Source organism: Variovorax flavidus (assembly GCF_030317145.1).
Taxonomy (GTDB): domain Bacteria; phylum Pseudomonadota; class Gammaproteobacteria; order Burkholderiales; family Burkholderiaceae_C; genus Variovorax; species Variovorax flavidus.
This window is the reverse complement of sequence record NZ_JASZYE010000004.1, coordinates 16,072-27,739: the sequence shown is the minus strand read 5'-3', so window position 1 is coordinate 27,739 and position 11,668 is coordinate 16,072. Positions and strand designations below refer to the sequence as shown.

Sequence of the window (11,668 nt, the reverse complement as noted above, 5' to 3'; positions counted from 1 at the left end):
TCCGAATGATTTAGTGGGAATTAATTTGGGGACATATCAAAAACTGTAGCAAGACTGCTTTAGAACACGCGGTATCCGGCGGTCTTTCTACTCGTCTCTTGAGATCGGAGGACGCCCTGGACGCGCCTTGAGCACGCGGCGCTCCGTCGTTTTTTGTAACGAATGGAGAAAATCTTGATCGCCAACGGCCCAGCCGCGAAGCGTGGCGTCGGTCAAGGCGGCATGAACTGCGCTCGATATGCCGCTGCGCACCAATTCGGCATATGCAGCCTCGCGAGCGAAGGGCGTGTTGCCCAGCGCCCAGTACAACGGATGAGGCGTGAGGAACCTGTCCTGCCGCAAGCCGGCGTAGTGCCCGTGGCTCGACCAGGGATAGTCGCGCGCGTCGGTCACCATGCCCGCGCGCACCGGATTGAGGTCGATGTACACCATGCAGGCCAGCAGATAGCGATCGGTCTGGATCAACGTGGACCTGTACCGCCCTTCCCACAAGGTGCCGCTGCGGCCGTGCCGGTCGTTGAAGTACCGCACATAGCGCCGCCCGACCGCCTGCATCCATTGCGGCAAGCCGTCGGCGGTCGATGGCGTGGCGAGCAGATGGAAATGGTTGTCCATCAGCACGTACGCATGAAGCGCGACGCCGAGGCGCGCGGCGTTCTCCCCGAGCAGGCTCAGGAAGAACTCGCGGTCGGCGCGATCGACGAAGACCAGCTGCCGGTTGTTCCCACGCTGGATGACGTGGTGCGGCTGATCGGCCAGGGTGAGGCGGGGCAGGCGTGCCATGGCGCGAGGCGGCGAAAGGCTCAGGGCAGCCGGAAGCGAGTCTCCATCAACGACTCCAGCCCGAACTGGGCCAGCAGCTCGCGAAGCCGCGCCGCCGCGCTGGCTTTGTGCTGCCCTGTGTGGCGCGCGATGATGAGTTCGTTCTTCATGCTGTGCTCCCAGCCCACCAGTTCCGTGACCGTGACCTGGTAGCCATTGGCTTCGAGGTAGAGGCAGCGCAGCACGTTGGTCAGCTGGCTTCCGATCTCGCGGGTGTGCAACGGATGGCGCCACAGTTCCGCCAATGGCGTGCGAGAGAGCGCCAGCGCCTTGGTCTGGCGCAAGCAGGCTGCAATCTCGGCCTGGCAGCAAGGCACCAGCACCATGAAGCGCGCTTTCTTTGCGAGCCCGAATGCGATCGCGTCGTCGGTCGCGGTGTCGCAGGCGTGCAGCGCGGTCACCACGTCGATCCGTGCCGGCAAGGCCGCCGCGCTGGCCGACTCAGCCACCGTGAGGTTGAGGAACGACATGCGGTCGAAACCCAGGCGCCTGGCAAGGTCGCGCGACCTGTCGACCAGATCCGCCCGCGTCTCGATCCCGTACACCTGCCCGCCGCCACGCTCACGGAAGAACAGGTCATAGATGATGAAGCCCAGGTACGACTTGCCTGCCCCATGGTCGGCCAGCGTCGCCTGCGCACCGTCGTCTGGCAACTCGCGCAGCAGCTTTTCGATGAACTGGAACAGGTGATAGACCTGCTTGAGCTTGCGGCGCGAATCCTGGTTGAGCCGGCCTTCGCGCGTGAGGATGTGCAGTTCCTTGAGCAGCTCGACGGACTGCCCCGGCCGCAGTTCACTCAGGACCTCGGCTTCGGCCTTCGCGGCCTTGGCGACCTTGCTCATCGCGCGGCGCCTCCGGGGCCGACGCCCAACGCAGCCCAGCCTTCAGCGCCGAGCGCTTCCAGGGTGTCGATATTGCGGCCGAAGATGGCTTCGGCGTCCGGGAAGGCGTCGACGGCGCGGCTCACGCTGTCCTCGCGCAGGAGGTGCAACGTGGGGTATGGCGCACGGTTGGTCGCATTCGTGATGTCGACGGCGTCCGTGCCGGCAAACTGAAAGTGCGGATGGAAACTGGCGAGTTGGAACTGGCCTTCGAAGCCCGCCTGCGCAAGGCGGCGCTCGGCACGCGCAGTGAAATCATTGAAGTCGAGGAAATCAGCCAAGGTGTTGGGCGCAATCAGAAGTGTGGTGTCGCGTTCGGTGGGTTCGCAGGCGGCGAGCGCGTGTGCCTCGGCGATCAGGGCATCGATCAGCCCACCCTCTTCGTTCGGCAGATACACAGCATAGTGAATCTGTCCCCGAATATGCACAGCTTTCGCAAATGGGCAGAGATTGAGCCCGATCACTGCGCGCTCAAGCCAACGTTGCGTGTCGACCTCGGCCTGCGAAGAAGAAATGGCTTGGTTGCTCATGTGGCGCCCCTGCGCGCGATCGCAGGCGACAGACGCGCTGCGAGCGCCAGGCCCGCCAGCGAGCACGCCAGCGTGAGAGTCCACGTCCATTGCCAGCCCCCCACACGATGCGCGATCCATGCAACGAACGGCGGCGAGATGAACTGGCCGAGCGACGACGCCTGCTGCATCATCCCGACGGTCGTCGACACCGTGGAAGGCCCCGGTGCGAGCCGCACCGCCAGCATGAACAGGGTGGCAGGCACCACGCCGCCGCCGAGGGAGAACATGCAGACCGCGAGGTAACGCAGCGCTGGCGGCAGGCCCAGCGGGTCGTGCGGGCCACCGAATTGCGCAAAAGCGGCCATGCTGCCGAGCGCCATGACGACGAAGCCCCAGCGCAGCAGGCGATCGGGCGCCACGCCGCGCTGGAGAAGCCGGCCGCCCGTCACGTTGCCGACGATGTTGGTCGCCGCCGCAAGAGCGGTCAGCCCTGCATTCCACGCACTTGGCACGCCGGCGTCGGCATAGATTGCAGGCAGGAAGCCGATCACGGCCATCCATTGCGAGGAGTAGACCGCGAAGGCGAGTGCCAGGGTCCAGGGCGCGCTCGCGCCGACGGTGCCGCGCAGCCGCACGGACCAACTCTCGGTTGACGATGAAGCCGTCGCCTGCCGGGCTTTGTCCGCCGGCACCACCACCGCCACCCAGATCGCCGCGGCCGCGGAGACCGAGGACAGGGCCCACCACCATCCAGACCAGCCCGCCCAAGCGATCAGCGCCGGCCCCAGCAAGAGCGCCAATGCCACCCCGAGCGGCATGTAGGCGCCCCACAGGCCGAGCGCCGCCTTCTCCGAATGGGGCGGCGCCAACGCACGGACCAGGCCCGGACCCGGCATCACCGCCAGGAGAAATCCAACCCCTTCGAGCGCACGCAGCGCCAGCAGCCAAGGCAAGGCTTGTGGACCGTCGCTGGACCAGACTCCCACCAGTCCGCCCAGCACGCTCGCGATGGTGACCACCGTCAATCCGGCAAGCATGCTGCGCCGAAGCCCGATGGTGTCCGCTGCCAATCCGACGAAGATGCCGAGCGTCATGCCCGCCACCTGGACCAGCGACAGGAGGAAGCCTGCCTCCACCAGACCGATGCCCAGGCTCGATTGCAAGGCAGGCACCGCGGGCGGCAACTTGCCCAGATGCAACGCTGCGGCAACGCCCGCGGCCACGACGGCCAGCGCCGCAGCGGGGATCCTCGACACGCCGCTCATTCGACCCACCGCTGCCCCGTCAGGCGTTCATATTCACGGATCGCGAATCGATCAGTCATCCCGGCAATATAGTCCGCCACCGCGCGATGTCGGTCCTCGCGCTGGCCGTACCCCTCGGGCATTTCGACCGGCTTGTCGAGGTACGCGGCGAACAGTGCGCGCACCACTCCTTGCGCCCGATCTGCGGTCTGCATCACTCGCTCGTGCCGATACAGATTGTGAAAAAGGAAGCGCTTCAGCTCCGTGGATTCGGCCCGCATGGACCGGCTGAAAAGCACCAGCGGCGTCGCGCGGCGCACGGCATCCGCGTCGGGCGGCGCCGTCGCTTCGAGTGCGCCGCGCGTCGCGTCGATCACGTCATAGACCTGCGCGCTGAGCATCCGGCGAATCGTTTCGTAGAGCACGCGTCGCCCGTGAAGTTGAGGGAACTCGGCCAGCGCTTCGCGGCGGTATCGATCGAACAGCGCCACCTCGCCGAGCCGCTCGATGCTGATCAGCCCTGATCTCACGCCATCGTCGATGTCGTGCGCGTTGTAGGCAATTTCGTCTGCAAGGTTGCACAGTTGCGCCTCGAGCCCTGGCTGCGTGCGGTCGCAGAAACGTCGCGCCACGCCGCCCGGCTCCGTGGCCTCTATGCGCTCCGCGTTGGCCCGCGAACAGTGCTTGAGAATGCCTTCGCGCGTCTCGAAGCTCAGGTTGAGGCCGTCGTACTGCGGGTAGCGATGTTCGAGTTCGTCGACGACGCGCAAGCTCTGCAGGTTGTGCTCGAAGCCGCCGTGATCCCGCATGCATTCGTCGAGCGCGTCCTGGCCAGCGTGCCCGAAGGGTGTGTGCCCGAGGTCATGCGCCAGAGCGATCGCTTCGACCAGATCCTCGTTGAGTTGGAGCGCGCGCGCGATCGAGCGGCCGAGCTGCGCGACTTCCAACGAATGAGTGAGCCGTGTGCGGAACAGATCGCCTTCGTGGTTCAGGAAAACCTGCGTCTTGTAGACCAGGCGCCGGAACGCCGTCGAATGCACGATGCGGTCGCGATCGCGCTGGAACGCATCGCGCGTGGGCGCCGGCAGTTCGGGATGCCTGCGCCCGCGCGATAGAGCCGGATCGGAGGCGTAAGGTGCGAGGCTCACGTCCCTGCTCCACTTGTCGAACTTCCGTTGACCGCTGCGCAGGTCGGCGGGCAATTCAGGCGGCGCAGCATTGCGCAAGCACCTCGCGCACCATCGCATCGGGAGCGCCGCGCATGATGGCCGAACCGGGCTTGTCGAGCACGACAAAGCGGATCTCGCCCGCCTCCGACTTCTTGTCGATTCGCATCAGCTCCAGATACCGCTCCGCGCCAAGCGCGGGCGCCACGACGGGAAGGCCAGCGCGGCGGATCAGCGCCGTGAGTCGCTGGACGAAGGCTGCGTCGATGCCGCCCAGGCGCTCCGACAAATGGGCCGCCATGACCATGCCGCAACCGACGGCCTCGCCGTGGAGCCACTCACCATAGCCAAGCCCCGATTCGATCGCGTGGCCGAAGGTGTGGCCGAAGTTGAGAATCGCGCGCAAGCCGGTTTCCCGCTCGTCCTGCCCCACCACGGCAGCCTTGATCTCGCAGCTGCGCTTGACGGCGTGAGCCAGCGCAACAGGCTCCCGGGCCACGAGGGCATCGATGTGGCTCTCGATCCACGCCAGGAAATCCATGTCGTAGATCGGACCGTACTTGATGATTTCGGCCAATCCCGCGCTGAGCTCCCGCGGCGGCAAGGTGGCCAGCGTTGCCAGGTCGCACAGCACGAGTTGCGGCTGATAGAACGCGCCGATCATGTTCTTGCCCAGCGGGTGGTTGATGGCGGTCTTCCCGCCCACCGACGAATCGACCTGCGCCAGCAAGGTGGTCGGCACCTGGACGAAGGGCACGCCTCGCATATAGCTGGCGGCCGCAAAGCCGGTCATGTCGCCCACGACGCCGCCGCCCAGCGCGAAAAGCACTGTCTTGCGATCACTGCCGTGACTCAGCAGCGCGTCGAAGATCAGGTTGAGTGTCTGCCAGTCCTTGTGCGCTTCGCCATCGGGCAGTTCGAGCACATGCACCTCGCGGAAGCGACCGGCCAACGCCGCGCGCAGGGTGGCGGCATAAAGAGGCGCAACGGTGGTGTTGGTGACGATCAGCGCCGTGGCTGCTGCAGGCAAGGCCAGGTAATTGCTCGGGTCGCCGAGCAGGCCGCTGCCGATCCATATCGGATAGCTGCGCTCGCCAAGCTGGATCTCGACGTGTTCAGGAGGGACGGACAATCGCATGCCCCCGAGTTTAGGTGCATGCCGTCCGCGCCCTCCTCAGTCGAGTTGATCCCCCTCTGGGGCGGGTGAAGCAATGCCCGCCAGTTCCAGTTGCATCACGATGATGTTCACCAGCATGGCAACCGTGGGCCGGCCCGTCTCGACCACGTCATGGGCAGTTTCGCGGTAGAGCGGATCGCGGGCGCCATAGAGTTCGCGCAAGCGGCCCAGAGGGTCGGCGACTTGCAGGAGTGGCCGTTTCACGTCATGCCGAAGTCGTCGGAACAGATCCTCTGGCGCCGAACGCAGATAGATCACATGAAAGCGTGAGCGCAACTGGGTGCGGTTGGCCTCTCGGAGTACGGAGCCGCCGCCGGTAGCGACCACGCCATGGGGCACCGCCGCGAGCTCGGCGATGACCGTTTGCTCCAGATCGCGGAAGCTGGCCTCGCCCTCCCGCTCGAAATAGTCCCGGATCGAGCAGCCGATCCGGTCCTCGATCACATGATCGCTGTCAATGAAAGGAAGCTGCAGGCGCTGCGCCAAGCGCCGGCCTACAGCGGATTTTCCGGCGCCGGGCAAGCCGACGAGTGCGACCGCCATGCGGTGCTACGAACGCCGCGCATCAACGCGCAGCGTTGCGATCGGTAATCATCTTCGGGGTGATAAAGACGAGCATTTCAGTTTTGTTGGCAGTGCGAGTGCGCGTACGGAACAGTGCACCGACATAGGGCACTTCACCGAGCACCGGTATGCGCGACTCGTCATTGGCTTCGACAAGTTCGAAGATACCACCAATGACGACCGTGCCGCCGTTCTCGACCAGCACCTCGGTCTGCACGTGCTTGGTGTTGATCGCGAAACCGGCCGTGGTCGCCTGACCCACCGTGTCCTTGTTGACGTCGAGCGTCAGGATGATGTTGCCTTCGGGCGTGATCTGCGGGGTCACCTCGAGCTTGAGGTTGGCCTTGCGGAACGCGATCGAGGTGGCGCCGCTGGACGTGGCGACCTGGTAGGGCAGTTCCGTACCCTGCTCGATCAACGCCTTGGTCTGGTCTGCCGTCACGACACGGGGGCTCGACACCACCTTGCCCTTGCCATCGGCTTCCAGGGCGGAGATTTCGAGGTTCAGCATCCGCGAGAAGCTGGAATTGAACAGCGAGATCGCGAACGTGCCGGGTGCATTTCCGTTGCCGGCGACACCAGTGGACGGAAGGTTCACGAAGTTGGAGTTCGTGAAGGTCGTCAGTGCGGTCGGGGGAGCGCCGTTGACGCCAGGCGTCACGACCGGCATCACACCGGCGTTGCCGAAAACCTGGCTGCCATTCAACGAACCCACCGAGCCGCCGGCGATACCACCGCCGAGCCGCACGCCAAGGGACTTGCCGAAGGTGTCCGAGGCTTCGACGATACGGGCCTCGATCAGGACCTGGCGCACCGGGATATCCAGTTTCTGGATCAGTTCAGCCACCTGGGTCAGACGCGACGGGATGTCCGAAACGAACAGCTGATTGGTCCGCGATTCGGCGATCACGCTGCCGCGAGGGCTCAGGATGCGCGAAGTCGTGCCTGCGCCGCCACCGCTGCCCGCGGCAGCGCCGGTACCGGTCAGGCCCTGTGCAATCGCAATCGCCTTGGTGTAGTTGAGCTGGAACGACTGGGTGCGAAGCGGCTCCAGGTTCTGGATGGCGGCCTGTGCCTCGAACTCCAGCTTTTCCTTGGCGTTGATTTCGTCCTTGGGTGCGATCCACAGCACGCTGCCGTTCTTGCGCATGCCCAGGTTCTTCGCCTGCATGATGATGTCCAGCGCCTGGTCCCAAGGAACGTCCTTCAGACGAAGCGTGAGGGCACCGGTCACCGAATCGGACGTCACGATGTTGAAGTTCGTGAAGTCGGCGATCACCTGGAGCAGCGAGCGGATCTCGATGTTCTGGAAGTTCAACGAGAGCTTTTCGCCCGTGTAGCCGACGCCTTGCGTCAGCTTGGTCGGATCGACCTTGCGAGGACGCACTTCAACCACGAACTGGTTCTCGCTCTGATAAGCGCTGTGCTCCCAATCTCCCTTGGGCTCGATGACCATCCGCACGCGGTCGCCCGCTTGCTGCGTCGTCACGAGTTGGACCGGCGTGCCGAAATCCGAGACGTCGAGCCGGCGGCGCAGGCCTTCCGGCAAGGTCGACTTGGTGAACTCGACCACGAGGTTCTTGCCTTGCTGGCGAATGTCGACGCCCACCTGGTTGTTGGCCAGGTCGACGATCACCCGGCCGGTGTTGTCCGAGCCCAGGCGGAAGTCGACGTCACGCAAAGGCAGGGTGTCGCGATTCCGGTTCTCCGCGAATGCCGACGGCGTCGAGGCGACGAGGGCCGCACCAGGCACAGGCTCCAGCGAGACGAGGAGCGACTTGCCCTGAATCTCGGTCTTGTACGCAGTTGCCTGCTTGAGGTTCAGCACCAGGCGCGTCCGTTCGCCGGCCTGCACCACATTCACCGAGCGCAGGTTGCCCTGGTTGACCTCGATCGCCGAGCGGCCGATCGCGTTGGTCACGCCCGGGAAGTCCAGCGCAACGCGTGCCGGCGATTGAATCGCAAAGCCCGCCGGCGGCGCCGCCAGCGGCTGGGTGAAATCGATCCGGATGACCTCGGCGCCCGATTGCATCGAACTCGTGACCGATTCGATGGCATTCTGGGCGTGAACGACAGCCGCCGCGCTCAAGGCGAGGACAGCCGCACCGGCAACGCGCAGCCAGTGTGCGAACATTGATTTTTGTTGATTCATTTCGTCCTCTCTTGCAACTGCAGCGTCGCCACGCGTTCAATCCATTCACCGGCGGCGTCCTGCACGATTTCACGCAAGGCGAGTTCGGTTTCACTGATACGGGTGATGCGCCCGTAGTTGAGTCCCAGATAGTTGCCTACCCGAACCTGATAGAGCAGCTTGTCGACGCTGACGAGTGCGACCGGCTGTCCATTGCGGTTCAGGCTGCCGACCATCGCCATCGAATCGAGCGGGAAGGCCTCCAGGGCCTCCTTGCGACGGGTGAGCTCCGGTGCAATCAGGCCCGAGGTGCTGGGCTGGCTCGAGTCGCGGCGCAATGCCTGCGTCAACTTCTGCATGTTGAAAGGCTCGATGACCGCGCCCTCCGTGTAGGCCTGAGGAGTGAATTTCTTCGGCTCCGTGATGGGCGGCACCGTCGGGCGAACCTGCGCCCGCTGTTCTGCCATCCAGCGCTGGAGATCCTCCTGTTCGGAGCCGAAGCAGCCGCTCAGGCTGACTGCGGCCACGCCGAGCCAGAGAAAACGGAGCGATCTCATTTCTTCTTTGCCCCCGCGGCAGCACGTTTCTGCATGGCTTGCTCTTCCTCATCCAGATAACGATAGGTCCGGGCCGTGGCATCCATGACCAGGTTTCCATCCTTCTGCGGCGTGACGGACAGGTTGTTCAGGGTCACGATCCGGGAGAGGTTGGCAACGTCGGCGGCAAAGGCGCCCATGTCGTGGTAGCGGCCCGTCACGCGCACGGCGATCGGCAACTCGGCGTAGTAGTCCTTGACGGAAATCTGGCCCGGCCGGAACAGCTCGAACTGCAGGCTGCGCCCGAGGCCGGCCTGGTTGATATCCGACAGCAGGGCATCCATTTCAGCCTTGCTCGGCAGCTGCTTTTCAAGCAGCGTGACGTATTGCTGCACTTGCTCGCGCTGCTTCTTCAGCAACTCGAGATTGGCGGCCTGCGCAACCTTCTTCTGGTAGTCCGCCCTGAGCGTGACTTCCTTGGCGCGTTCGGCTTCGAGCTCGTCGTTGGAATTGGTGAGCCACACGAACCACAGGGCCACCAGCACCAGCGCCGCTACTGCAACGCACAAGGCGTACCGCGGAACGGCCGGCCAGACCGACGGATCGTTCGGATTGAGGCCCTGGAACTGCTGACCAAAGCGCCGCATGGCGGTCGCGAGGTCGATCTTCTGGGATGAGCGTTTGGTTGCCATGATGAACGCCTATCCTTTGGCTGCAGGCGCCGCGGCCTTGCCCGCGGGCGTGGCGGCTTTCTGTGCATCGGTGGGTCGCTTGAGGCCGATGCGCATCGTGAAGTTCGCGACGCGACGCTGATCGCGCGGGCTCAGGCTGACGGTGCCGGACGTGATTTCAATGAGTTCCGGCTTGACCAGCCACGGGCTGTTGTTGCCGAGATTGCGGAGCAGTTCGGACACCCGCTCATTGGATTGAGCCATGCCCTGCAGCGTGACGGCCTGATTGTCCTGCTTCATGCTCGTCAGGTAGACGCCGTCTGGCAGCTGCCGAACGAGTTCATTGAGCAAATGCACAGGCATGTTGCGATCGCCCTGCAAGTCTTCGACAGCTTGTTGCCTGGCCCGCAAGGCCGCGATTTCAGCCTGCAGGGTCGAGATTTCCTTGATCTCCCCTTCGAGCTTGGTGATCGCGGACTGCAGCAGGCTGTTCTTCGACTGCTGGCTGGAAATCTGTGCCTGGTACCAGAGGAATGCCATGCCGGCGATCACGCCGCCAAGCACTGCGAAGAGTCCCAGCGTGGCGTAGAAGGTCTCGCGCCGGCGCTTGCGCGCAGCCTCCCGGTGGGGGAGCAGGTTGATCAGGATCACTGCAGGAACCTCCGCATCGCGAGGCCGCACGATGTCAGATAGGACGGCGCTTCGCGTCGCACCTTCTTCTCACGGATTCCGCTGCCGATTTCCATTCCATCGAACGGATTCACGAGCGAGCAGGCAAAGGAGGTCTGGCGCGTGACGGCACTGGTCAGGCCCGGCAGCGCTGCGGAGCCCCCTGCCAGCAAGACATAGTCGACGCGGTTGTGCGGCGTACTGGTAAAGAAGAATTGCAGCGCCCGGGCGATCTCCTGCGCGATGCTGGCCACGAAAGGCTTGAGCACGCCCGATCCGTAGTCATCGGGCAATTCCCCGCTCCGTTTCTTGGCTTCGGCCTCCTCCGCGGAAAAGCCGTACTGCCGGACGATGAGTTGCGTCAGCTGCGCACCGCCGAAAGCCTGATCGCGGTCGTAAAGCACTTCCTGGTTGCGCAAGACCTGCATGCTGGTCGTGAACGCGCCGACCTCGAACAGCGCGACCACCGCATCGCGGCCTTGGCCGGGAAGCTGCTCGATCAGGCGCGCCGTGGCAAGGCGCGAAGCATAGGACTCCACATCCAGAATCACGGCCTTCAGGCCGGACGCCTCGGCGAGGCCTTGGCGGTCCTGGACCTTTTCCTTGCGGGACGCTGCAATCAGCACTTCGACGTCGCCTGCCGAATTGGCGCTCTGGCCAATCACGCAGAAATCGAGGCTGACTTCATCCAGCGAAAAGGGAATGTATTGATTGGCTTCGGACTCGACCTGAATTTCGAGCTCCTGCTCGCTCATGCCGCCCGGCAGGACAATCTTCTTGGTAATGACGGCAGATGGCGGCAATGCCAAAGCGACGTTCTTGGTACGCGTGCCGCTCTTGCGCACGACGCGGCGAACAGCTTCGGCGACTTCGTCGAACTTTTCCACGTTGCCGTCCGTGATCCAGCCACGCTCGAGCGGCTCGATTGCACAGCGCTCAAGTACCAACTTGCCGCTCGCGTCACGGCCAAGCTCGACCAGTTTGACACTGGACGAACTGACGTCTAACCCGAGCAGTGGCGCGGGCTGACGGCGAAACAAGGATCCCAGAGCAGTCAAGTTCGATCCCATCCGTTTGTAACGATTGGAAAAAATTGCGAGTGGTTGCATGCTAGCAGCAAGGTACAACGCCAACCAAGCGGCGAATCCCCAGTGCGGTGCCAATCGTTGTCAAAAGTCGACGTAACGGTTCCGATCTGCAACTTACGTCACAAATAAGAGTACTTGGGGCTTAACTGCTTCAGACCGACCGTCTTGAAGAGCCACGTTTTTATAATGCTCGCTGACTCCAACAGC

Annotated in this window: 12 protein-coding genes; all 12 read right to left on the bottom strand. The window is 64.0% G+C overall.

The annotated features are described in order from the left end of the window. Window positions 1-87: 87 nt before the first annotated feature. Genes QTH90_RS19970 through QTH90_RS19915 form a run of 12 tightly spaced genes read right to left on the bottom strand, consistent with a single transcriptional unit; the run spans window position 88 to window position 11,431 of the window. On the bottom strand, window positions 88-783 hold the full coding sequence (locus QTH90_RS19970) for a transposase (RefSeq protein ID WP_286666322.1): 696 nt from the start codon (window positions 781-783) through the stop codon (window positions 88-90). A 20-nt stretch (window positions 784-803) separates the two neighbouring features. Continuing rightward, window positions 804-1,664 (bottom strand): class I SAM-dependent methyltransferase, encoded by an 861-nt coding sequence (locus tag QTH90_RS19965; protein ID WP_286666321.1) that lies wholly within the window; start codon window positions 1,662-1,664, stop codon window positions 804-806. Next, window positions 1,661-2,233, bottom strand: a complete 573-nt coding sequence (locus QTH90_RS19960) for a DUF1415 domain-containing protein (RefSeq protein WP_286666320.1) — start codon at window positions 2,231-2,233, stop codon at window positions 1,661-1,663. Before QTH90_RS19960 ends, QTH90_RS19965 begins: the two co-directional genes overlap by 4 nt. After that, window positions 2,230-3,480, bottom strand: coding sequence for an MFS transporter (locus QTH90_RS19955; protein WP_286666319.1), 1,251 nt, complete (start codon window positions 3,478-3,480; stop codon window positions 2,230-2,232). The genes QTH90_RS19960 and QTH90_RS19955 overlap by 4 nt, the downstream gene beginning before the upstream one ends. Beyond that, a complete protein-coding gene (locus QTH90_RS19950) occupies window positions 3,477-4,607 on the bottom strand; it encodes a deoxyguanosinetriphosphate triphosphohydrolase (protein ID WP_286666318.1) in 1,131 nt (376 codons plus the stop codon). Before QTH90_RS19950 ends, QTH90_RS19955 begins: the two co-directional genes overlap by 4 nt. A gap of 55 nt (window positions 4,608-4,662) precedes the next feature. Then, entirely contained in the window at window positions 4,663-5,763 is a 1,101-nt protein-coding gene (gene aroB, locus QTH90_RS19945; RefSeq protein WP_286666317.1) for a 3-dehydroquinate synthase, read from the bottom strand. Between the two features lie 36 nt (window positions 5,764-5,799). Then, window positions 5,800-6,345, bottom strand: coding sequence for a shikimate kinase (locus tag QTH90_RS19940; RefSeq protein ID WP_286666316.1), 546 nt, complete (start codon window positions 6,343-6,345; stop codon window positions 5,800-5,802). 22 nt (window positions 6,346-6,367) lie between these two features. After that, complete coding sequence (locus tag QTH90_RS19935) at window positions 6,368-8,518, bottom strand: type IV pilus secretin PilQ (RefSeq protein ID WP_286666315.1); 2,151 nt, start codon at window positions 8,516-8,518, stop codon at window positions 6,368-6,370. After that, window positions 8,515-9,054, bottom strand: a complete 540-nt coding sequence (locus QTH90_RS19930) for a pilus assembly protein PilP (RefSeq protein WP_286666314.1) — start codon at window positions 9,052-9,054, stop codon at window positions 8,515-8,517. The genes QTH90_RS19935 and QTH90_RS19930 overlap by 4 nt, the downstream gene beginning before the upstream one ends. Further along, the gene (locus QTH90_RS19925) at window positions 9,051-9,725 is read right to left on the bottom strand and encodes a type IV pilus inner membrane component PilO (protein WP_286666313.1); all 675 of its coding nucleotides are present in this window, start codon (window positions 9,723-9,725) and stop codon (window positions 9,051-9,053) included. Before QTH90_RS19925 ends, QTH90_RS19930 begins: the two co-directional genes overlap by 4 nt. Window positions 9,726-9,734: 9 nt before the next feature. Further along, window positions 9,735-10,355, bottom strand: coding sequence for a PilN domain-containing protein (locus QTH90_RS19920; protein ID WP_286666312.1), 621 nt, complete (start codon window positions 10,353-10,355; stop codon window positions 9,735-9,737). After that, window positions 10,352-11,431: a pilus assembly protein PilM gene (locus tag QTH90_RS19915; RefSeq protein WP_028249285.1), complete on the bottom strand. Its 1,080-nt coding sequence runs from the start codon at window positions 11,429-11,431 to the stop codon at window positions 10,352-10,354. The genes QTH90_RS19920 and QTH90_RS19915 overlap by 4 nt, the downstream gene beginning before the upstream one ends. Window positions 11,432-11,668 lie beyond the last annotated feature (237 nt).